Source organism: Chloroflexus sp., from assembly GCF_056331925.1.
In genome coordinates, this window is record NZ_JBWGQH010000002.1 from 59,886 (window position 1) to 82,918 (window position 23,033).

General features: G+C 56.0%; 13 protein-coding genes, 1 tRNA gene and 1 other annotated feature. Of the genes, 9 read left to right on the plus strand and 5 right to left on the minus strand.

Annotated features, from left to right (window positions below):
* Nucleotides 1–674: 674 nt before the first annotated feature.
* Nucleotides 675–938, plus strand: a binding site (T-box leader).
* Between the two features lie 62 nt (nucleotides 939–1,000).
* Nucleotides 1,001–2,362, plus strand: a complete 1,362-nt coding sequence (locus AC01ZF_RS01715) for a TrpB-like pyridoxal phosphate-dependent enzyme (protein ID WP_424674575.1) — start codon at nucleotides 1,001–1,003, stop codon at nucleotides 2,360–2,362.
* A gap of 130 nt (nucleotides 2,363–2,492) precedes the next feature.
* On the opposite strand, the gene AC01ZF_RS01720 is transcribed toward AC01ZF_RS01715, so the two are convergent.
* Nucleotides 2,493–4,442 carry a glucosidase family protein gene (locus AC01ZF_RS01720; protein WP_428112880.1) on the minus strand — a complete coding sequence of 650 codons (1,950 nt, stop codon included), beginning with the start codon at nucleotides 4,440–4,442 and terminating at the stop codon, nucleotides 2,493–2,495.
* A gap of 362 nt (nucleotides 4,443–4,804) precedes the next feature.
* Here AC01ZF_RS01720 and trpS point away from each other — a divergent pair, with 362 nt between their 5' ends.
* From trpS to AC01ZF_RS01735, 3 genes are all read left to right on the plus strand, one after another.
* Nucleotides 4,805–5,815: a tryptophan--tRNA ligase gene (gene trpS / locus AC01ZF_RS01725; protein ID WP_424674577.1), complete on the plus strand. Its 1,011-nt coding sequence runs from the start codon at nucleotides 4,805–4,807 to the stop codon at nucleotides 5,813–5,815.
* A gap of 84 nt (nucleotides 5,816–5,899) precedes the next feature.
* Nucleotides 5,900–7,411 carry an anthranilate synthase component I gene (gene trpE, locus AC01ZF_RS01730; protein WP_424674578.1) on the plus strand — a complete coding sequence of 504 codons (1,512 nt, stop codon included), beginning with the start codon at nucleotides 5,900–5,902 and terminating at the stop codon, nucleotides 7,409–7,411.
* Complete coding sequence (locus tag AC01ZF_RS01735) at nucleotides 7,411–7,929, plus strand: methylated-DNA--[protein]-cysteine S-methyltransferase (protein WP_428112883.1); 519 nt, start codon at nucleotides 7,411–7,413, stop codon at nucleotides 7,927–7,929. Before trpE ends, AC01ZF_RS01735 begins: the two co-directional genes overlap by 1 nt.
* Before the next feature lie 149 nt (nucleotides 7,930–8,078).
* Here the strand turns inward: AC01ZF_RS01735 and AC01ZF_RS01740 are convergent.
* The 4 genes from AC01ZF_RS01740 to AC01ZF_RS01755 all read right to left on the minus strand — a co-directional run bounded on the left by AC01ZF_RS01740 (nucleotide 8,079) and on the right by AC01ZF_RS01755 (nucleotide 13,926).
* Nucleotides 8,079–8,155, minus strand: a tRNA-Arg gene (locus AC01ZF_RS01740).
* A gap of 214 nt (nucleotides 8,156–8,369) precedes the next feature.
* Nucleotides 8,370–9,350: a fructose-bisphosphatase class II family protein gene (locus AC01ZF_RS01745; protein ID WP_424674579.1), complete on the minus strand. Its 981-nt coding sequence runs from the start codon at nucleotides 9,348–9,350 to the stop codon at nucleotides 8,370–8,372.
* Nucleotides 9,351–9,464: 114 nt separating this feature from the next.
* The gene (locus tag AC01ZF_RS01750) at nucleotides 9,465–11,576 is read right to left on the minus strand and encodes a SulP family inorganic anion transporter (RefSeq protein WP_476575063.1); all 2,112 of its coding nucleotides are present in this window, start codon (nucleotides 11,574–11,576) and stop codon (nucleotides 9,465–9,467) included.
* Between the two features lie 238 nt (nucleotides 11,577–11,814).
* Entirely contained in the window at nucleotides 11,815–13,926 is a 2,112-nt protein-coding gene (locus AC01ZF_RS01755) for a SulP family inorganic anion transporter (protein ID WP_476575064.1), read from the minus strand.
* Between the two features lie 148 nt (nucleotides 13,927–14,074).
* Between AC01ZF_RS01755 and AC01ZF_RS01760 the strand changes: the two genes are divergently transcribed.
* The 5 genes from AC01ZF_RS01760 (at nucleotide 14,075) to AC01ZF_RS01780 (ending at nucleotide 22,831) form a co-directional block, all read left to right on the plus strand.
* Nucleotides 14,075–15,535 (plus strand): glycosyltransferase family protein, encoded by a 1,461-nt coding sequence (locus AC01ZF_RS01760; protein WP_424674582.1) that lies wholly within the window; start codon nucleotides 14,075–14,077, stop codon nucleotides 15,533–15,535.
* Between the two features lie 64 nt (nucleotides 15,536–15,599).
* A complete protein-coding gene (locus AC01ZF_RS01765; protein ID WP_428112886.1) occupies nucleotides 15,600–17,564 on the plus strand; it encodes a glycoside hydrolase 5 family protein in 1,965 nt (654 codons plus the stop codon).
* Nucleotides 17,565–17,691: 127 nt separating this feature from the next.
* Entirely contained in the window at nucleotides 17,692–18,105 is a 414-nt protein-coding gene (locus tag AC01ZF_RS01770) for an ATP-binding protein (protein WP_424674584.1), read from the plus strand.
* 12 nt (nucleotides 18,106–18,117) lie between these two features.
* A complete protein-coding gene (locus tag AC01ZF_RS01775) occupies nucleotides 18,118–18,621 on the plus strand; it encodes a YcxB family protein (protein ID WP_424674585.1) in 504 nt (167 codons plus the stop codon).
* Nucleotides 18,605–22,831 (plus strand): bifunctional RecB family nuclease/DEAD/DEAH box helicase, encoded by a 4,227-nt coding sequence (locus tag AC01ZF_RS01780; protein ID WP_476575065.1) that lies wholly within the window; start codon nucleotides 18,605–18,607, stop codon nucleotides 22,829–22,831. Before AC01ZF_RS01775 ends, AC01ZF_RS01780 begins: the two co-directional genes overlap by 17 nt.
* The last annotated feature ends 202 nt before the right edge of the window (nucleotides 22,832–23,033 follow it).

The window sequence follows — 23,033 nt, forward strand, 5'->3', positions numbered from 1 at the left end:
TTCATGCAGCTATGATCTAGTTCATACCTAGTTTGAAACGATACAGTCCCTTTGTTACTCTGTGAATACGCTCAGGAGACTGTACGTATGGTATGTGGCAGCCGTGTTGCTGCCGACAGAGAAGGTATGGCGTGCGGTAGCCGCGCTGCTGCCAACAGCGATTACGCAATTACATCCGTCTCGCCCTTCGCAACCCAGCCCGCACGTGATCGATGAAAGTACGGGTAGCGAAGATGATATTGCGCCGCGTAGCTCCGTCTGATCCAACCAGATAGCCGTCAAAGCCGATATAGGCTCACACTATGTGCAATTCGTCGTTGATGCGGTTCGCGTATGGCAGCCGATCGGCCAATTCGTGCGCCGGGTTAGCCCGAAACAGGCTCATAAACCGGATCTGTTCCCTATTGCGGATTTGTAAAGACCCACACGCGAAACCCTTGTCGGATGCATATGTCATCATCGTTGTCGAGTTCTACAGGTGTGTTGGTGGAAGTTGTTATTGATTGCGGTTTTCGCTAGCATAGCGAACGTTCTCCTATTTGCACGGCCGGCCTCTGAATCGCCCTCTGTCACCGGAATCCACAGGGTAAACGTACAATTACGTTCTTGTTCGATGTGGTATGACCTTGTATTGACACCGACAACCGAGGATGGTATACTTCCTCCACATTAGAATAACGACGTTGATCAGGAAGAGTAACAAGCATGGCGACAGTCCAGCGAGCCGGTGATGGTGCGAGATCGGCAAGTTCGGTGCTTGTGAATGGGCCTGTGAGTCGCACGGCGAACCGGGTTTTCCCGCAGTAGTCGCTGCCGGAGACGCCACCGTTATCAGGGCGCTAGGTGTGGAGCGGCATTGCCGACAGCACCTGTAGAGTGCGCCGTGTGCGTGAGCTGCGGCGAACGAGAGTGGCACCGCGGTTTATTCCGTCTCTCGACCAATTTGGTCGAGAGCTTTTTTATTGGTGTATTTGGTGTATTGCTGCAAGGAGAGGTGTCTGTGGAAACCGTCAAGTATCTGCTCAGCGAAGATCGCCTGCCGGAATCGTGGTATAACATCGCCGCCGATCTCCCTTCTCTGCCGCCACCGCCGTTACATCCGGCTACCGGTCAGCCCATTGGCCCTGCCGATCTGGCCCCGCTTTTCCCGATGGAGCTGATCAAGCAAGAGGTGAGCACTGAGCGCACGATTCCCATTCCTGAAGAGGTGCGTGCTATCTATCGCCAGTGGCGGCCCACGCCTCTCTTCCGTGCGCGTCGGCTCGAACGTGCGCTTGATACGCCGGCTCGCATCTATTACAAGTACGAGGGTGTCAGTCCGGCCGGAAGCCACAAACCGAATACGGCAGTGGCACAGGCTTACTACAACAAGATCGAGGGGGTGCGGCGGTTAGTTACCGAAACCGGTGCCGGTCAGTGGGGTTCGTCGCTTGCCTTCGCCGGTGCGCTGTTCGGCCTTGAGGTCGAGGTGTTTATGGTCAAAGTCAGCTACAATCAGAAGCCTTACCGTCGGGCGCTGATGGAGACCTACGGTGCGCGCGTGATCGCCAGCCCAAGCACCGAGACGGCAGCCGGACGGGCTATCTTGGCCGAGCATCCGGATAGTACCGGCAGTCTTGGTATCGCGATTTCTGAGGCGGTGGAAGTGGCAGCCCAGCGCGATGATACCCGCTACGCGCTCGGCAGCGTGCTCAATCACGTCCTTCTCCATCAGACGGTGATCGGCCAAGAGGCGATGATCCAGATGGAGATGGCCGGCGACTATCCTGATGTGGTGGTCGGTTGTACCGGCGGCGGCTCGAATTTTGCCGGTATCGCTTTCCCCTTTATCGGGGCGAAGCTGCGCGGTGAGCGGCCATTACGGGTGGTGGCAGTTGAGCCGGCGGCTTGCCCGTCGCTGACTAAAGGGAAGTATGCTTACGATTTCGGTGATACGGCTCACTTGACGCCATTAATGAAGATGCATACGCTCGGTAGCACTTTTGTGCCGCCCGGTATCCATGCCGGTGGTCTGCGTTACCACGGTATGGCTCCGTTGGTGAGCCATTTGCTTGAGCTTGGGGTTATCGAGGCGATTGCCATTCAGCAGCTTGAGACATTCGCTGCCGGTGTCCAATTTGCCCGCACTGAGGGTATTTTGCCCGCACCTGAGGCTAACCACGCTATTGTCGGCGTTATTCGTGAGGCGCTCCGCTGCAAGGAAGAGGGGAAGAGCGAGGTTATCTTGTTTAATCTGTGTGGCCATGGCCATTTTGACTTGCAGGCCTATATGGATTATCAGGCTGGTAAGTTGCGCGATTACGAGTATTCGGACACCGAGGTGGCGATGGCGTTGGCCGGGTTGCCATCGGTAGGGGCGTAGGGACTTTAACACAAAGGCGCGGAGGAGGGCAGCGGGTCGCTCACGCAAAGGTGCAGAGAAGGCAAAGTCGTGAAGGGTTGGTTCCCTCCCCCGCGCTCGCAGTGCCTCGACGCCCTGATCCAATGCGATCCTACCCTCGCGCCAGCGTCACTGTGACGGTGATAATCGGCCCGGCGGCGGTGATAGTGACGTACCGGCTAGCACCAACTTGCTCGATCTGTAACGAGATGGGCGCGCCGTTGAGGTGTATGGTTTGTGGTGTCATACCTGCCGGTACAAGCAGACGCAAGCGGAAGCTGTCGCCGTTGCCGGTAGCGGTGAGGTTGATCTGGCTCGGTTGGTTGTCGGTGGCCGGTCTCAGTTGCCACCGGTATGCGACATACCCATCGCCGGCGGCGTAGCGAGCTACTGCGTAGACATCGTGGATCGTGTAGACCGGGTCGGCTGGCCAACGCGGCGAAATGGTAACCGTGGTGAAACTCGTATGCTGGTCCTCAATGCCGGCAGCGCCTTCGATCAACGCACCGAGCATTGCGCTAGCCCCCCAGCCATCGGTGGGTAAGAATTCGTTGGCCGGTGCAATCCCACCTGTTGGGTAGTACCAGAGGTAGCTCGTGCCGGTGCGCTCGATTAGGTTAATGTACCGTTGCAAAATGTTGAAGCCGTAGGCTTCGTAGCCGTAACGGAATGCACCGCGGGCAAGTTCACCACCGACTAACGGCATAATGCCACCGTTGACGTACTCTCCCGGTCGTTCGCCGAGACGACCGTTCATATCGAATGCGCCTACCGGAAATGGAGGATCAATGCTGTACCATTCGGCAAAGGCGATCCGACGGGGATCGTTCAACCGACGCAGATATTCGGCCACAATGGCCCGGCCTTGCGTTTCGGTTAAGACACCGCGATTCAGCGCGATCGCGTTCGAGAGGCTCAACTGCTCGGCTTCATCAACGCCGGGCACATCATAGGGGATAAGCTTGACATGATGGGTGTAGAAGCGGCCATTCCAGCTCAGCGCATTGAGGCGCGTCATCAGATCGGCGGCAATCACGCGGCGCACAGCGGCCAGATCTGCTTGCCCGGCAGCCTCCTCCATCAGCGCCAACGCCTTGAGTGCTGCCGCCAAACCGGTGTTATCGCCGTGAAAAATGCCCCACTTGGTCTGTTCATCGATCCAGTGGCGCGGTCCCAGTTCGCCGGTGTTCGGGTTGACCACCGCCGGGCCGTACTCGTAATCCCACGTGTCGATAGTGAACGGGCGTTTGACCAGCCCCAATGTCGGTTCCCAGCGCAGCGAGTCGCGCAGTGTGTAGTCAATGGCGCGCTGTGCAGCCGGCAACATGCGCAGCATCCATTCGGTATCGCCGGTGACTTGCCACGTCTCGTAGATCAATTGCACAAAGAGATATTCCACATCGGCTTCGACCGGAGTACGAAACGCAGGAATGGCCCACTCCGGGCGGGCGACGAAATCGGGCAGACTACCGTCAGGGGCTTGCGCACGCGCAAATGCCTCCGGCAACGAACGCAGATCGGTCTCGAAATAGCGAAACGCACGATTTTGATAGTAGTGGTCGCGCAGCCAGAGCAGCGGGCTGTCGGGCGAGCGGTAACCGACTACCTTCTGCCCGTCGAGCTGATAGCTCAGCCGGTCAGCAGCCATAAATCGGCGCACGGTTGGGTACAACCGATCATAGCCATCAATACCGGTGTGCAGCGTAGTTTCCGCATCAAGGCGATAGATGGTACCATTGGCGACTATCTGCCCATCGGCAGTGAAGAGCGCAGCCCAATGGTTACCCAGTGCGCCGCGCGGTATCACTTCGCCCCAACCTTCACCGTTGACAATGGTCAGATTGAAGACGCCGGCGAAGCGCCCGCGACCGTCGAATATGATCAGAGAGGCTGGGCCATTGTAGCCGCTTATGCGCACTACGACCGGTGTGGGCGTCAGTGGTTGAACGATGGGATTGAGACTGATGAACGTCGCAGGTGTTTCGGCCAGAGCCGGCGTTGTTGGTGTGCTCAGGCTGCCTAGCAGCCCGATCAAAACTATCAAGAGGAACAAACGCTTCATTGATAACCTGGCATGCTGATACACGGCAACGATACTCATAGTATAGCATTGTTGGCGAAAGATATAGTTTGCCGCACTTCTGATCGAGCGGCACAACCGGCAAGAGGGTAACGGATGGTAAAACTTCTCTGTTACTATCGAAAGGAAATCGCTATGAGCAGACTGCTGTCATCTATAAGTAGTATGAGCAGCGTATTGGCGAGAAGAACCTGTCAATGGTCGGTCTACCATCCGCAAAGTGGACAATATCTTGGCTTCTTTTGGTGACGTACATATGAGATAAATCTCGATTTGCCTGGCGGAGTTGTCTATTCAGCGTATTTACTCTGTAATTTCGATAATCATCGACAAGAGGCATGCGTATGAACCGCAAACCACGAGTCTTTTCCGGCATTCAGCCTTCGGGCAATCTCCATATCGGCAACTACTTGGGCGCTATCCAGCAATGGGTGGCCGGGCAGGGCCAGAAGACCAACTTTATCTGCATCGTTGACTTGCACGCGATTACCGTGCCGCAGGAACCGGCGGCACTGCACCGGCAAACCCGTGAATTAGCTGCGGTGTTGCTGGCTTGCGGTATCGATCCGCAACAGACGACGCTCTTTGTACAGAGTCATGTGCGCGCCCATGCTGAGTGTGCGTGGGTCTTTAGTTGCGTCACGCCACTTGGCTGGCTCGAACGTATGACCCAATACAAAACCAAAGCCCAAAAGCAAGAGAGTGTGATGACCGGTCTGCTCACCTATCCGGTGCTGATGGCCGCCGATATTTTGCTCTATGACGCCGATGAGGTGCCGGTCGGCGAAGATCAGAAGCAACATATCGAGCTGACCCGCGACCTGGCACAGCGGTTCAATTACCTCTACGGCGAGACCTTTGTCATTCCTGAGCCGGTCATCCGTGAAAGTGGGGCCCGCATTATGGGCTTGAACGATCCGACGTCCAAGATGAGCAAATCGGATACCACTCGCGGTCATGCTATTCGGATCATCGATGAACCCGACGAGATTCGTTGGGCAATCAAGCGTGCCGTTACCGATTCGTACAACGAAATCCGCTTCAGCGATGATCCAGAGCGCGCCGGTGTCAACAATCTCTTGCAAATCTACGAGTTACTTACCGGAAAAAGTCGACCTGAGATCGAGGCACATTTTGCCGGCAAAGGGTATGGCGCGCTAAAAAGTGAATTGGCCGAGGTTGTGATCGAGTCGCTTCGGCCTATTCGTGAGCGATACTATCAGTTGATGGACGATCCGGCAGAGCTAGATCGCATTTTAGCAATTGGCGCCGAACAGGCTCGTGCCGTCGCTGAACCCAAGATGACCCTGATCCTTGAACGGGTGGGTTTTGTGTTGCCGAATGACCGGAAATAATGCTGGTCACGGCGTGGCGCACAGTCGTGAGATGGCGACGGCTGTGCGCTGTAATGGATTGGACAGCCCAATAAGGGGAATTACATGTATTATCCAACCCTTGACCAGATGTATGAATTACGCCGGCAGGGCAATCTCTGCCCGATCTACCGTGAGATTATGGCCGACCTTGAAACGCCGGTCTCGGCCTATCTCAAGATCGCGCAGAGCGGTCTCGGCTTTCTGCTCGAAAGCGTGACCGGAGGGCAGAATATCGGTCGTTATTCATTTATCGGTAGCGATCCGTATATGGTTCTGCGCATGCACGACGGTGTGGCGCAGGCGACACATAGGGGCTACAAGCAGACTCTTCCATACAGCGATCCGTTGATCGTGCTTGAGAGCTATCTTAACGCCTATCGCCCTATCCGTCTGCCCAATTTGCCGATCTTTGTTGGTGGTGCGGTTGGCTATCTCAGCTATGAAGCGGCCCGCTATTTTGAACGCCTACCGGTGCCACCGGTGCGTCCCTACGATATGCCTGATAGCTGGTGGATGTTTGTTGATACGCTTCTCGCCTTCGATCACGTCCGCCACAAGATTATCGTTATCTCGCACGTCCATCTCGATGTCGAGGATTTGGCGGCTGAATATCAGCGAGCCGTTAGCCGCATCGAAACACTGATAGCCCGGCTGCAAAAGCCATTGCCTTCGACTATCGGGTTTAGCCTGCGCAATTACGAACCGCACAATACGCCGGCGCGTACCGTGCCCAATCCGGTCGTCTCGAACCGTACTGAAGCCGAGTTCAAGGCGGCGGTGTTGCGGGCGAAAGAGTATATTATGGCCGGTGACATCTTTCAGGTACAGATTTCGCAGCGCTTCAGCAAGGCAACGAGCGCCGACAGCTTCACCATCTATCGCGCTCTCCGCACCATCAACCCTTCGCCGTATATGTTCTACATTCGCACCGGCGAAGGCGATTTGGTCGGTGCATCACCTGAAATGCTGGTACAGGTGCGCGATGGCAACATCACGACCCGCCCGATTGCGGGCACGCGCTGGCGTGGACGTGATGCCGCCGAAGATGAACGACTGGCCGCCGAGTTGCTGGCCGACGAAAAGGAACGTGCCGAGCATTTGATGTTGGTCGATTTGGGGCGTAACGACATAGGGCGGATCAGCGAACCGGGAACGGTACACGTGCCGGTCTTTATGACCATCGAGAAATACAGTCACGTCCAGCATATTGTGTCAGAAGTGGTCGGCAAACTCCGGGCCGATCTCAAGCCAATCGATGCCTTACGGGCCTGCTTTCCCGCCGGTACCGTCACCGGTGCGCCTAAGATTCGCTCGATGGAGATTATCGCCGAACTCGAGGGTGAGCAGCGTGGTATCTATGCCGGCGCAGTTGGGCATCTTGGTTTCAACGGTGATCTCGATACATGCATTGCGCTGCGTACCCTGATAGTCAAAGATGGGGTTGCCTATGCCCAAGCTGCTGCCGGGGTAGTGGCCGATAGCACTCCCGAATACGAGTTTAATGAGAGTTGTAATAAAGCAGCAGCCTCGTTACGCGCGATTGATCTGGCCGAAGAATTGCAGGTAGGACTGTGATGCAGCCCGTGTTTACGATCATGCTCACTGCTAGTCCTTTAGGGCGCTTGCTCGTCGCCACGACTGCGCACGGTCTCGCCGCCGTCTTTCTCGGCGACGATGATTCGTCGCTGGTAGCGGCACTTCGCACAACCTTCTCCACTGCATCGATCCACGTAGGCGATGAGCCACTCGCTGCGGCGACGGCAATCACTGCCTACTTACGCAACGAGACCGATCTGCCGCCGTTGCCGCTCGATCTGTCAGCAGGAACCCCGTTTCAGCAGCGGGTCTGGCGGGCGTTACAGACTATTCCACGAGGCAGTACTCGTACCTACGGCCAACTTGTTCGCGACCTTGGACTGCCGATCACGGCGGCCCGGGCGGTGGGGCGGGCATGCGCCACGAATCCGTTAGCAATTGTGGTGCCATGCCACCGCGTACTGGGTGCTGACGGGAAGCTGCATGGATTTCGCTGGGGGATCGAGCGGAAGCGGGCGCTATTGGCACTGGAGGGAGTGTTGTTGCCGGAGGGATGATCTGAGAATACGTGCAGTCTTAATAGTAGCAGCAATGTTAGGGGACGGCACATCGTCCCCCTAGCTCAGCAACGATGGTAACGATGGTTGTAAACGCTTCTCGGCAACCGCTTTTGCTAATGAACAACCCGCCGAGTAGGCGGGTTGGTTGGCGACCCCGGCGCGATTCGAACGCGCGACCTTTTCCTCCGCAGGGAAACGCTCTAATCCACTGAGCTACGGGGTCGTATTCAGTTCACAGCGAAATTATAGCACAATCTCACCGATCATGCAAATTGATTGGTAATTGGCAGTGTTTGTTAAAATGATATGCCGTCGGCAGGTACAGACAACAGCCTTACTCAGCGTAACAGTGCCTAATACAGTACAATGCAGCCTTCTCCATGGAGGAGAAGGCCGGTGTTGTTCTCGATACCACGCCGGGCGATACCAAGGTTCGTTTAGGGGGTCAACAAATGCTCGGCGAAGATCAAGCGGCGGGTACGTGTTTCACTCCGCAAAATCAGCGAATTCGTTTCGGCCCGATCACCGGCTAGGCGCACGCCACGCAACAGGATGCTATCGGTAATTCCGGTGGCTACGAAGAAAATCTGGTTACTGCTCACAATATCGTCACAGGTCAAGATACGCTTCGTGTCAAGGCCGGCACGTGTGATTGCCTCGCGCTCGGCTTCGCTCTGTGGGGCAAGTCGGGCAAGCATTGCTCCGCCCAATGACTTGATCGCACATGCCGCTAATACACCCTCCGGCGCACCACCAATTCCCATCAGAATATCAACATTGGTGCCTGGCATAGCCGCGAGTAAAGCTCCATAAATATCGCCATCATCGGCCAACATTACCCGTGCACCGGCGGCTCGGATCTCTTCAATGAGGTGGGTGTGTCGTGGACGATCAAGGACAAAGACGACCAGATCACGCACGGTGCGTCGAATGGCACGGGCGACGAGTGCTAACGTCCATCCGGCCGGTGCGTCGAGGCATTCCGGCACCATGTAGGGAGCAACTTCCGGTCCCACCACAATTTTGTCCATGTATGCCGCCGGATGTGGTGCCCAGAGCGTCCCTCGATTGGTAACCGCAGCAAACGAAACTGCCCCCGCCCGTCCTTGGGCTAACTGGCGACGTCCATCAACTGGATCGACGATCAGGTCGGCAGGTGGGCCATTCCCGTTACCAACGCGCGCTCCGGCGGGGAGAGGCGTACTCACCGCTGCTCGCACATCTTCACCCATGGCGAGCCGTCCGTCGAGATCAAGATTGGCCAGTGCTGCAGCCATCGCCGTGGCTGCGGCCCGGTCGGCCTCTTCAACTTCACCCCGTCCCATCAAGCGGGCTGCGGCAATCGCTGCTGCCTCGGTAGCACGCACGAGATCGAGACCGGTGTTGGGACCAAGTCGTTGTGATTGAGGAATATCCATCGTTGCACTCTCAAGTGTTCCAATCGCGTTGCAGGTATATACCTTTACTGCAATGGTATACGAAAGTATAGATGCGATGTGCAAGATCGACAATTCATAGTACATTTTACCGTTTCATGTTTGCTCAACGGCTTCAAGCAGGTTGGCAGCTTCCCACGCCAGCATCCCACCCTCTAGCACTTGCGGCGGAGGGGTGCGTCCAACTAGCAACGCTGCTGCCCGTAAGCTGCGCCTTCCACTACGACAGACCAGCACGACCGGCCCCGCCGGCACGGCGTCACGCTCGCTGATCAGCCGTGAGAGGGGGATGTTGCGTGCACCGGGAATATGGCCGCGCTGAAACTCGCGCGGTTCACGCACGTCGATGATCGCCGGCGGTTGCGGGCTATGCAACGCTTCCCACAAGGCACGGGCATTGATCTGGGTCGGCAGCTTGCCGTCGAGCAACGGGATGGTCAAGTGGCCGGGCAGCGTCTGTTTGGGCAATTCTTGACATTCGCGGAAGACGCGGCGGTCGCACTCGTAGATGCAGACGGCGGGGTCGAGGACACGGTGGAAAAGGAAGTCGATGGCGGTATCTTCATCGAGGAAGCGTTCAGGACCGAGCTGCTCGTAGAAGCCGCTGATCTGCATCCGATACATCACGCCGGCGCGGACACGGACGAAGTAGAGGTCACCACCGCGGACGCGGAGGGTGCGGCGGATAGTTTCGAGGGCGCGAATGCCGCTGACATCGCAGTGATTGACACTGTGCATCCGGAGGAGGAGATAACGAACACTGCGGTGCTGGTTGAGGAGGCGGAGCAACATTTCTTCGACGTGGCTGGCGGCGCCGAAGTAGAGGTCGCCTTGGAGGTCGACGACGAGGAGCTGAGGGCAGGTGGGACGGCCGTGGGCGGGGTCCCAATGGCGGAACGCTGTGTCTGGGACGACGGTTTCAATGCGCGGGGTAGCGGTGCGGAGGAGGTAATAGCCGAGGGACATCAGCACGCCGGTGAGAATGGCGAATTGGAGGGGGAGGGTCAGGGTGAGGACGAGCGTGATGATCATGATAACCGCCTCGCCCCGTGACCCGCGCCAGATCCGCGCCATACCACGCCGGTCGACCATACCAAGTGCTGCGACCATCAGTGTCCCAGCAATAGCCGGTCGGGGAATAATCGCTAATAGTTGACTCAAGATCGCCGTTCCTGCCAGGGCAGTAAGGCCAGAAATTACGGCGGTGAGTGCAGTTTTACCACCGGCTTGATAAGCTAGTGCCGAACGGTTGAACGAACCAGAACACGGCATCCCTGAGAAGAGGCCAGAAACGATGTTGGCCAACCCCTGCCCAACAAACTCTTGGTTGCTATCAATCCGCTGGCCGGTGTAACTGGCAATAGCCCGTGCAATCGCGACTGCCTCTACTAAACCAATGATTGCCAAAGCAAGTGCGCCGTTTAACAATTGGCCGATCAAACCAATATCAAACCAGGGCAATTGGGCCAGTGGTGGAAAACCTGGTGGGATATCACCGATTAAGCGCACTCCGTATTGTTCGATGTTGAGAAATGCAGTCACGATTGTGACAATTGTCATACTAAGTAGGGCTGCCGGCACAGCGCGTGTGATGTAGGGTAGAAGGTAGATGAGTGCAATCGTAGCGGCACCGATAATGAGTGAGGGCCAATGGATTGCCGTCAGTTGGGTGACCGTTTCTTGGACGATCGTTGGAATACTGGCACCAGGTGAGATAGAGAGTTTGGTGATTGGGCCAAATTGGTTAAACAGAATCAACAGACCTGAGCCGGCAGTAAATCCCACGGCTACGGCATCCGAAATAAAGGTTATCAGCATGCCAAGGCGCGCTATTCCCATAATTAAGCGAATGATCCCGGCCATCACCGCGATCATACTGGCTGCGGTGACAAACTCGGCGCTACCAAGCGGTGCAATCGGGAGGAGCACAGAGAGGGTCAAGATCGCGCTGGTCGTGCTTGGACCACCGTTCACGTGACTTGATGAACCCCACAATGCACCGACGATGGTTGCCGTCATGGCGCTGTACAGCCCAACAATTGGTGGTAATCCACCCAAAATTGCAAAGGCAAGCGATTGTGGCAACAAGACAAGACCGACGGTGATTCCGGCAAAGAAGTCAGCGCGTAACGCATCGATGGGATACGTGCGGATGAGCCGGATCGGTTGGGCAAAGAGGGTTATGACTGAACGTAGGTAATCAATCATACCTTGTCAGAGCTTTCATGAGTTCTAGATCATAGCGTTATTGTAACGCCATTGTCGAATGTTGATGCAAAAGAAGAGGGTTTTGGTTATGTATTTTATCGATTCTCGTTATCGAATACCGATCTATAGTACCGAAAAGTAGGCTATCGCTGAATCCCCGACGCTTCTCTTCTTCCGTAAGGGTCGCTTCGTAAGCCCATTCTCTCACTTGACTAAATGTGTAAAGTGAGCTTCCGTTTCACACCTGCTCAACGGCTTCAAGTAGGTTGGCAGCTTCCCACGCCAGCATCCCACCCTCTAGCACCTGCGGCGGGGGGGTGCGTCCAACTAGCAACGCTGCTGCCCGTAAGCTGCGCCTTCCACTACGACAGACCAGCACGACCGGCCCCGCCGGCACGGCGTCACGCTCGCTGATCAGCCGTGAGAGGGGGATGTTGCGTGCACCGGGAATATGGCCGCGCTGAAACTCGCGCGGTTCACGCACGTCGATGATCGCCGGCGGTTGCGGGCTATGCAACGCTTCCCACAAGGCACGGGCATTGATCTGGGTCGGCAGCTTGCCGTCGAGCAACGGGATGGTCAAGTGGCCGGGCAGCGTCTGTTTGGGCAATTCTTGACATTCGCGGAAGACGCGGCGGTCGCACTCGTAGATGCAGACGGCGGGGTCGAGGACACGGTGGAAAAGGAAGTCGATGGCGGTATCTTCATCGAGGAAGCGTTCAGGACCGAGCTGCTCGTAGAAGCCGCTGATCTGCATCCGATACATCACGCCGGCGCGGACACGGACGAAGTAGAGGTCACCACCGCGGACGCGGAGGGTGCGGCGGATAGTTTCGAGGGCGCGAATGCCGCTGACATCGCAGTGATTGACACTGTGCATCCGGAGGAGGAGATAACGAACACTGCGGTGCTGGTTGAGGAGGCGGAGCAACATTTCTTCGACGTGGCTGGCGGCGCCGAAGTAGAGGTCGCCTTGGAGGTCGACGACGAGGAGCTGAGGGCAGGTGGGACGGCCGTGGGCGGGGTCCCAATGGCGGAACGCTGTGTCTGGGACGACGGTTTCAATGCGCGGGGTAGCGGTGCGGAGGAGGTAATAGCCGAGGGACATCAGTACGCCGGTGAGAATGGCGAATTGGAGGGGGAGGGTCAGGGTGAGGACGAGCGTGATGATCATGATAACCGCCTCGCCCCGTGACCCGCGCCAGATCCTTGACATATTGCGCCGGTCAACCATACTCCAAGCGGTCACCGCCAATGCGCCGGCTAATGCCGCCCGCGGGACTTCGGCCAACAACGGACCGAGGACGGTGGTTGCCAGAAAAACTGTTATCCCGGATACAACCCCGGTAAGAGCCGTTTGGCCTCCCGACTGATAGGCCAATGCCGAGCGATTGAACGAACTTGAGCATGGCATTCCTGAAAAGATGCCAGAGGCGATGTTGGCCAACCCCTGTCCGACAAACTCTTGGTTGCTGTCAATACGCTCACCGGTATAGCCGGCAATTGCTCGTGCAATCGCGACGGCCTCTACCGAGCCGATAATGGCCAGTGCTAACGCACCGTTCACCAGATGTCCGATCAGGTCTAGATCGAAGATCGGTAACTGGGCCAGCGGTGGAAAACCCGGTGGTACCGGTCCCATTACCCGCACCCCTTGCGCTTTGAGATTGAGGAACCAGACGATCGGTGAAACGATCACAATACTAATCAAGACGGCCGGGATTTTGCGGGTGATGCGTGGTGAAAGCAAAATGATGCCAATCGTAGTCACTCCTACCGCTAACGAAGGCCAGTGAATGGCATCAAAGTGACGAGCTGTTTCGGTAACCGTCGTAATGGGATCGGCACCGGGTGGGAGATCGATGCGTAACAATGGGCCGATTTGATTTGAAAGTATCAAAATACCAGCGCCGGCCGTAAATCCCACCGATACCGCATCAGAGACAAAATTGACAAGGATACCAAGGCGAGCAATACCCATGATAACCCGGATAATACCAGCCATTACCGCAACCAAACTCGCTGCCGTGACAAACTCCGGGCTATCGATGGGGACAACCGGAGCTAGAACCGATAAAGTGATAATGGCCGCTGTGTTTGTTGGCCCGCTATTGAGATGACTCGATGACCCCCACAATGCACCGACAATAGTAGCGGTCAATGCAGTATACAAGCCGGTAATGGGTGGTAAACCACCTAATAGCGCGAAGGCAAGCGATTGCGGTAACAGGACCAATCCGACGGTCAATCCGGCAAGAAAATCGGCACGCAGGGTTTCGGGGGTGAAGCTGCGAACCAATCTGACCGGTCGGATGAAGAGCTGAGCGACCGAGTATCCAAAGGAAAGCATGGTTATCAGTGTCTTGCTTTGTTAGCAATATGGCACGCACGGCGTGCTAGTCAGTGCTGAGCGGTGTCTACCAAAATTATGCTAGTCTTATCATAACGCTATTTTTTCTTTTTGTGGCAGGGATTGCACACGTATAGGTTGGTAAACTGTGAAAATCAAACAAACCATTATCCGGCTAGGTAGCACGGTGAGGGAGCCATACTTGGCTTGGGTAGCGGCAATGATCGTTGGATTAGGCTTATTCGCGGTCTTATTCCGACGCGGCTACGATGATCCGTACATCACCTACCGTTACGCAGCCAATCTGGCCGCCGGTTACGGCTTCGTCTACAATCCCGGTACTGCAACACTAAGTACTACGGCACCACTCTTTGGGCTAATCCTGGCACCGGTAGCGTTCTGGGGTTGGCCTGTACCCCTCGTTGCTAACCTCGTGGGTTGTTTAAGCCATGCCGCCGGTGGGTTGGCGCTGTGGTATCTCGGCGACCGGTGGGGTAACCAACTCGCCGGGATAATGGCTGCCCTTCTTTACATGTTCTTTCCCCTTCCGTTAACCACCGTGGGCAGTGAAACGATGCCGGCAATGGCGTTGACGTTATGGAGTTTTGTTTGTGCGGCACAAGGCCGGCAGTGGTTGACCGGTTTTCTCTTAGGGGTCTTGGTATGGTTGCGGCCCGATGGTGTGCTGGCCGGGCCGGTAGCCCTGCTCATAATGATGGTATCCGGTGGTGTTTGGCGTCAGTGGCAGCGTTGGCCGTGGAAAGCGGCGCTGCTCTGGATCATTATTGTTGCCACTGGTCTTGGTTTGGCATGGATAGTTTACGGGATACCGCTTCCGGTAACGCTATATGCCAAACAGCAACAGGCACTCATCCCCGGCTTTTACGATTTTGGTGATCGGTTGTTGGTTACATTGTCGGAGTATCTGCGCCAGCCGTTGTATCAGGTGGTCTTCGGATTAGCCGGTCTCGGTCTCGTCGCAACGATTCGCACGCCGTATTGGTTACTTCCGATGGGGTGGGCGGTTTTATACGGGCTGGCGTACACCGTTTTGCACGTTGCCGGCTACTTTTGGTACGTTGCTCCGCTCTTAATCGGTCTGGCGCCAGCTTTTGGTCTGGGGGCGCAAACGGTGATCGAGTGGTTGCAACGATTCGGCGGCCAACGACTGGCAACTATCGGAACAATTATTCTGTTGGGTGGTACTATCGTGTGGTTTGGTGGTGCCGTTTATCGAATCGGACAACAAATCGATCCGCGATTGACGGTCTATCGGGCTGCCGGTGAATGGTTAGCTGCGCATACACCACCGGATGCGCGCGTTGCAGCACTTGAAATAGGTATCATCGGCTATTATGCGCAACGCCCGATGATCGATATTGCCGGTTTGTTACAGCCAGATATAGCCACTCGGTTGGGAACGGGTGGCTTTGTCGCTGCGGCATCTTACGCACTTGAGTTCTATCGTCCCGATTACCTGGTATGGCAAGAACAGGCTTTGCCGTTACTGAGCCATCGCCCCGATCTGGTCGAACGTTGTTCGGTTGTTGCCACCATCCCCGATCCGCGCTATCTACAACCATTGACGATCTACCAATGTCGTTGGTAAGATAAACCTGTACCGCTAACGGGCGCCCTCCTTTGGCGTATTTTTCATCACACCAGAACTGTCTATGCAACGCATCATCTTGCTCTGTATTATCATGTCCCTTCTTGCTTGGGCATCACCGGTAACTGCTCAATCAGCCGCGCCGATTTGTTTTCCCGATGTGCCGTTGATCGATAATTGCCTGCACCCATCGTTCACTGCCTACTGGCGTGACAACGGTGGATTGCCGGTGTTTGGCTACCCCATCGGGCCGCTCGAACAGTTTGTAGGCGATGAAGGCCGCACCTTAACCGTCCAGTGGACAGAGCGAAACCGATTGGAATTGCATCCGACCAATCCGCCGGCGTATCGGATTCAGATTGGGCGAATGGGGGCCGAGGCGTTGGCGCGCGTCGGTCGTGATCCGTTTGCCGATCCCCCCGACCCCGGCCCGCAGCCCGGTTGCTTATGGTTTCCAGAGACCGGCCATAATGTGTGTGATCAAGAGCCAGGCAATGGGTTTCGCACCTATTGGCAGAATAATGGTCTGCGCATTCCCGGTCTTAGTCGTTATGCGCAATCACTGGCGTTGTTTGGCTATCCCCTCACTGCGCCGCAGATGGAACGGAATGCAAACGGTGATCTGGTGTTGACGCAGTGGTTTGAGCGGGCCCGTTTCGAATGGCATCCACAAAACCCGGCTCGTTCGCGGGTGTTATTGGGGCTGTTGGGACGTGAGTTGCATACCTCACCACAGCCATTGCCCGATCTGCGGAACGGGCGGTCGGTGTTCGGCGTTGAGATCAATCGCGGTACGGTTGCCGCTACTGCCACGCAGTTGGCCGAACTGGGAGCTGATTGGGTGCGCTACAACGGCATTCGCTGGGATGAGGTCGAGCCAAGCCGTGGAGTGCGTAATTGGGCAGCATTGCAGGATGTTGAGACTGAGTTGCGCCTAATCAGCGCAAGCGGTGCGGTACCGATGGTCATTGTGCGTGGTACACCGACGTGGGCGCAGGCCCAACCTGATAAGTCATGTGGGCCTATTCAGGCCGAAGCGCTACCCGATTTCGCTGCCTTTCTTAGGGAACTCGTGACCCGCTACAGCCAGCCACCGTACAACGTCAAGTTCTGGGAATTGGGCAATGAACCTGATGCCCCGTTTCAGCTTGTGGGTGGTGATGCGCCATTTGGCTGTTGGGGCGATGAAAGCAATTCCGATAATTACGGTGGTGCTGCCTATGCCGAGATGCTTAAAGTGGCCTATCCTGCGATCAAAGCTGCCGATCCGCAGGCACAGGTGATCTTTGGTGGATTACTGCTGGCATGCTCACCGGATCATGCCGTTCGCACGAATGAACCGTGTCATGCCGGACGCTTCTTTGAAGGGGTGCTGCGCGCCGGGGGGGGTGATTACTTCGATATTCTGGCGTATCACGCCTACGCTTACTTTGCCGTTCATCGCGATCCTGACCGTGAGCATCCGTCGTGGGCTGAGGGAGGCGGGGCAACGCTAGGGAAACTTGCTTACCTGCGGTCGGTGCTTGCTACCTATGGCTACGCCAAGCCGGTGATTATGAATGAAGGTGCGCTGCTCTGTTACCGTAGTTCGCCGAATTGCCGGCCTAATGGTTTCGAGGAAGCAAAGGCCGACGCAGTGGCGCGACTGTATGCCCGCACGCTGGCTGCCGATCTGCTGATGTCGCATTGGTATACGCTCAACGGCCCCGGTTGGCAAGAGGGTGGCTTACTCGATAATCGGCAGCAACCACAAGCGGCGTTTGGAGCCTTCCGGTTTTTGCGTCAGCAACTTGGGGCGGCACGGTATGTGCGCGCAGTAGATGATGACGGTTTGGAGGGCTACCGTTTTCGCACGCCGGGCGGTGATGTGATCGTGGTGTGGAGTAGCGATGGCAAAGAACGAACGTTTGTGTTGCCGGCGCAACCGCGAGCTATCTACGATGCAACGGGTCAAGAGCTGCCGATCACTGATTCCTTGATCATCACCATTGCGCCGCGGATTATTCGGCTTGCCGAGTCGTCGCCATAACGTGCTATTCCGCATAGAATGGCGGTAATCGGTGTGGTCAAGCAGGTTCTGCTTCGTGAAGCGTCAGTGCCTATGGTATTATGAGCGGTATTCTTGTTATATTGCCCCCTAAGTTACTGGAGTACGTATGTCCGCATCATTCTCGTTCAACGCCGACCTTCGTACCCTCAAGCAGATCCGGCGTGCTATCATTGATGCGGCTAGCTACATTGGTGCTCGCCGTGAGTGTATTGATGACGTGGTCTATGCGGCTAACGAGCTGATCGCAAATACGATTACTTACGGGTATCATGACCACAGCGGCCCGATTTGGATCGATGTGTGGAGCGAGAATAAGGCGTTGTATGTGCGGATTCTTGACGCTGCTCCTGCGTTTAATCCGTTGAATGTGCCGCTGCCGCGTAATCTGATCGGGCGTGGTCAACAGCGAGCCGGTGGATTAGGTCTGTTTTTGTCCCGCCATTTGCTCGACGATTTACACTATCGAGAATTGCCTTACGGTGGAAATGAACTGACGTTGGTCAAGTGGAACGCATTCTAAGTCTACACATGTATGATTATCGAGAGCACAATTAGCCAAAAAGAGTTCACTCGCCATGCGCTGAGTCGCTATTTTCGCCGACCTATCTTCTACGTGTTTGCCTTTGTTGCAGCTGTTCTCACTGCTTTTGTGATCTACGACCCGAATACACCGCAAGCACCGGCGTTGCTCGGTGGATGGATCCCCTTTCTGGTCTATATCATCGTCGGATGGATAACGATCCATCGCCAGAGCCGAAACCGCGATTTACCGGTGTACCAACCCACGCGCTACGAGCTTGGTCGTGAGGGGCTGATCGTTAGCGCACGCAGCGGACGGAGCGAGATCCCATGGTCGAAGGTGCGGGCTTGGCGTAAGCTTGCCGGCGTGTACGAGCTTCAGTTGCTGAATGGGCAAGTGTTGTTGATTTCAGCACGGGCCATTGGGCCACGCCAAGTCGGGAACTTTGAGCGGATGTTACGCAATCGGATCGAACCGAAGCCAGAACCGGGGGTGTTCGATGAACCGACGGCGTGAGACAATGGACGATCTCCTGTCGCCGCTAGCGGTTAACTCAGCGCAGTTGCAGCCGATTTCGCCAACCGATTTGGCTCAGTATCTTCGGCTCGAACAGTGCCGGCGCTATCTACGACTGCGCCTTCACGAGCGGCACAAAGGGTTGGCCTGGCTGCCACGCTTTGGTATTGCGCTTCAGTCTATTCCACCGATGCTGACTATTGCCGGTCGGCAGTTTGAACAGGCGGTTGAGGCGCAGGTCACCGCCCGTTTTCCTCACGCTATTCATTGCGCCCAGCGCCGACAACGTGGAGATCCGGCCTTTACAACTGCCGATCATAATCACATTGTCATTGAGCAGTTGTGTCAATTAGCACCTGAGACAGCCCAAGTTCTGTTTCAGCCTCGCCTCGCTGCTCAGCTCTACGGCTGGCCGATGAGCGGTGATGTCGATCTGCTCCTGTTGCGTCGTGATCGGGACGGTGATGTGCATGCCTTGGTCGTTGATGCTAAGAGTTCGGCAACGGCCAAGATTGAGCATCGCTTGCAGTTGGCCTGTTATTACACCTTGCTTCAGCAGATAACTAGCGCCGCCGATATAGCACTCAAGACCGTTCAGATCGGTGTGCTCTATCGAGGTGAGTTACTCTCGCCCGCGCAGACACCCGCCGAACGACGCCGGATTGAGCAAGAACGACAGCAAGCCTTTGATCTGCTAGGTGTCACGATTGCCCAGCTTGAACTCATCACCGATCCGACACCGTATCTGGCCGAGATTGTAACCTTGCTTGATGGGCCTACTTCAATTCTGAACATAACAGCGAGCGCCCCTTTTGCCGAGGTTCCGTTTCATCTGACAGCCAAGTGTGATGGTTGTCTCTACAACGAGATTTGTATGCGCTGGGCCGCCGATCACGACGATCTGTCGCTTATTCCATCACTTACCGAACCGGAGAAGTCGGCTCTGCGTAGCCACGGTATTGTTACTGCAACCCAACTTGCACTCCTTAAGGAGTTGTCAGGGAAGGGGGATTTATCCACCCCACCATCACACCGCTCCCTGATGAAGTCGATCTTGCGCCATCCTACGCTCGCTCCGCGCCTTCATGAATTGATCCATCGAGCCCGTGCTTACCGGCGCTGGCGTGGCGATCAGTGTTCTGCGGTCAGCTATCTGCCCTACACGGGGTACGGTTCTTTCCCGGCAGTTAGTGCCGATCTCCATCCGAACCTAGTCGCCGTCTATCTCGATACACTCTATGATCATACGCAGGGAATGCTGGTAATGGTTGGGGCGTTGGTTGTGGGGCATTCCCAAGGTCAACCGCATAGTCGGCGAGAGGTGATAGAATTTCCTGCTCAGCCACTACAAACTGTTGATGATGAAGCGCGTCTGTTGGAAAGGTGGCTTACCGCGCTATTACAAGCTATTCATGAGGTAGCAGTTCCTGATACTAATGGTGCATTGCATGCACCGATCCATCTCGTTGTTCCTGACGGGTTTTGCCTGCAAACCCTGCTCGACGGACTATCCCGCCATCCGCACCTCTTCGGCGCAACACCACTGTATGACTTAGCGGCACAAAGCGCCGGCTTTGAAGCGCCGATGGTGACGGTGTTGCTTGAGGAATGGCGCCGATTTCGCAACGACCCACTGGCTCACGATTCGTTGGCACGGCTAGCTCGCTTGCATGGGTTTGAGTGGGGTGAATATCGCCGACTCTTTTACCGGCGCATGTTCGACGATCTGGGCAATGATAGAGAGTTGGGTTGGTATACCCGCCGTGTGCGGTTTAATAACCAAATACCGCTTGAATATGCCTACGCAGCGTGGAAAGCCCTGCCATCGCCGCCCGATCGTGGCAATGACGATCTGGTTGATTACCGCAGAGTAGGACTGAAGGATCTGATCGGCTTTGTCGCCAAACGACTCACTGCCTATGAGTTTTTGGTGCAGCGCTTGCCACATAACGAACGAACCATAAAACCATCGTTTGATCTGACGGGTCTGGCCGATTACCGGCGTCAAGCCCATACCCTCGCCCATGCGTTGGCCGAGTTCCTGCTGATCGAGCGCTATGTGGCCTTAGTAACGTGGGGCCGACAACATTTACCGCCGCCTGAACAACGGGTGCTGGCCGGTGTGAGTCTGATTGTGCGCTATGTGGCAGCCGATCAAGACCCTACTTTGTTGAACGTGCTTGCCGAGAATGAGCGACGCCAAGCGTTGCGTCTCGAATTAACCGGTGGACGACGCAGAGCGCGGTTGGATGCCGAGCAACGTAAAGCGACCGAGCAACTGCCGATACCGGAGGTGCCGTTACGCTTTCGGATCGATCTCGATGGTGTTGAATGCGATCTCGAAACGGCGTTGCGCCTGACCGGCCTCTCACCCGGTGATAAGGTAATTTTGGCGCCGCGTTGGAGTGTCGATGAGCGGTTACCGACTGATCAACCAACGCCGTTCACGACAACTGCCCGTCAACTGCTTTTTCAACCACGGGCTACCCTCATCGAACTTAACCAAAATGGATTTGTTTTGCTCAAACCCGACGTTCGTTACAGCAACGGTGATCGCCGGTTTACCTTTCCGGCTCGGTGGCAGTGGCCGCAAGACGGCGTATGCTACACCATCGAAGCCGATCCCAACGATATCTACGGTCAGCGCTGTATGGAGGTGGTGCAGGAATTGCAACAGGGAGCGGTAAACTCCCTTTACCTGCGTCTCACCGACCCTCAGCGTATCCACACCGCAATACCACCGGCGGCTTTGAATGGACAAGCTCGTTTTGTCGAGGGATTGCAGGCATTGGCCGACGCCGGGCTGCTGCACGGTTTCGATGCGTATCAGATGGAATATATCGCCAACTATGGCGATGCCCCCACGTTACTGGTACAAGGTCCGCCCGGTACCGGAAAGAGCTACACCTCGGCCTTTGCCCTGTTTGCTCGGATGCAAGGCATGGTAGCTGCTGAGCGGCCTTGCCGGGTGCTCCTCAGTTGCAAGACACACGCTGCCACCGATGTACTCTTGCGGAAGATTGCTGAAGTACAAGCCAGACTGGCCGAGATCTATGCGCACCATCCTGCTCTCTTCGCTGCGTACTTCGATGAGCGACTCTTAAGGGTGCCGCTATTTCGAGTACGTCCCAAGAATACCGATGATCTGCCGTCGGCGATCCAAGTTGTTGATGCGATTGACCCGATCACCGCCGTCCCGGCTTGTTTTGTCGCAGCAACGCCATTTGCCGTCTCGACCCTCTTACGCCGCGAGCAGCGTTATCACAATGAACCGTTCGCCGATCTGTTGGTGCTCGACGAAGCGTCACAAATGAACTTACCCGAAGCATGTATGGCGGTATTGGCTCTCCGTCTTGATGGTCGGGTCATTGTCGTCGGTGATCATCGCCAGATGCCGCCAATCGTGCAGCACGAATGGCGGAGTGAACGACGGCGTACCTTCCAATCGTACCGTGTCTACGCTTCGCTCTTCGAGACTCTCCTAGCCCTCGATGAACCACCGCCGATGGTCAAACTGGTCGAAAGTTTCCGATTACACCGTGACCTTGCCGACTTCTTGCGTCGAGCGATTTACGAGCAAGACGGGATTCCCTACTTTTCACGGCGGACGACCACCACACCGGCGGTTAATACGGATAATCAGCTCATCGCGGCTGCACTCGATCCGGCACATCCACTTGTTGTCATTGTGCATGATGAAGCGCAAAGCCAGGATGTAAACCTGTTCGAGGCTCAACTCATTCGTCCACTGATCGAGACGCTAGTTGGTCAGCTTGGACTCGATGCGAGGAGCGGTATTGGCATTGTCGTGCCGCACCGGGCGCAGCGGCTGGTGCTGCGTGAGCAACTACCTAATCTGATGCAGCAACTGTTGATCGAGCACGATGGTGCGACGGTTGATACCGTTGAGCGGTTTCAAGGTGATGAACGCGACGTGATCATCGTCTCGGCAACCGAGAGCGATCCCAACTATCTCCGTGTCTCCGGCGCTTTCCTGCTCGATCCGCGCCGGCTCAACGTCGCTCTCAGCCGGGCACGCCACAAACTGATTCTGATTGCCGCACGTACTGTCTTCCAATTCTTTGCCAACGACGAAGAGATCTTCCAACACGCCCAACTGTGGAAGCGCTTGTTACGCGATACGTGTCGGACACGCATCTGGAGTGGTGAGTACGCGGGTGTGCCGGTTGAGGTGTGGGGGAATCGCTAGTCTGGCTTGCCTTGTCGTGTATATGTATCTCGTCTGGCGAGAGTGTTCCCCGGTCATAGTACCCACTGAGATTCTTCGTCTTTCCACAAGTGTTGATGTACTCACTATTGTCGTTTCAGTATGTGATTACGCAATATCTTTGCACAAAAATCGCACGGTTAATCACAAACAAAAGGGCATTGCACCGGTGAGTCCACAGTGC

What these genes read in the sequence shown, in the direction of transcription:
- AC01ZF_RS01750 (WP_476575063.1), bottom strand. Translation starts at nt 11,576, where the DNA reads ATGATTGATTACCTACGTTCAGTCATAACCCTCTTTGCCCAACCGATC.
- AC01ZF_RS01775 (WP_424674585.1), top strand. Translation starts at nt 18,118, where the DNA reads ATGATTATCGAGAGCACAATTAGCCAAAAAGAGTTCACTCGCCATGCG.
- AC01ZF_RS01765 (WP_428112886.1), top strand. Translation starts at nt 15,600, where the DNA reads ATGCAACGCATCATCTTGCTCTGTATTATCATGTCCCTTCTTGCTTGG.
- AC01ZF_RS01745 (WP_424674579.1), bottom strand. Translation starts at nt 9,350, where the DNA reads ATGGATATTCCTCAATCACAACGACTTGGTCCCAACACCGGTCTCGAT.
- AC01ZF_RS01780 (WP_476575065.1), top strand. Translation starts at nt 18,605, where the DNA reads ATGAACCGACGGCGTGAGACAATGGACGATCTCCTGTCGCCGCTAGCG.
- AC01ZF_RS01720 (WP_428112880.1), bottom strand. Translation starts at nt 4,442, where the DNA reads ATGAAGCGTTTGTTCCTCTTGATAGTTTTGATCGGGCTGCTAGGCAGC.
- AC01ZF_RS01770 (WP_424674584.1), top strand. Translation starts at nt 17,692, where the DNA reads ATGTCCGCATCATTCTCGTTCAACGCCGACCTTCGTACCCTCAAGCAG.
- AC01ZF_RS01755 (WP_476575064.1), bottom strand. Translation starts at nt 13,926, where the DNA reads ATGCTTTCCTTTGGATACTCGGTCGCTCAGCTCTTCATCCGACCGGTC.
- trpE (WP_424674578.1), top strand. Translation starts at nt 5,900, where the DNA reads ATGTATTATCCAACCCTTGACCAGATGTATGAATTACGCCGGCAGGGC.
- AC01ZF_RS01735 (WP_428112883.1), top strand. Translation starts at nt 7,411, where the DNA reads ATGCAGCCCGTGTTTACGATCATGCTCACTGCTAGTCCTTTAGGGCGC.
- trpS (WP_424674577.1), top strand. Translation starts at nt 4,805, where the DNA reads ATGAACCGCAAACCACGAGTCTTTTCCGGCATTCAGCCTTCGGGCAAT.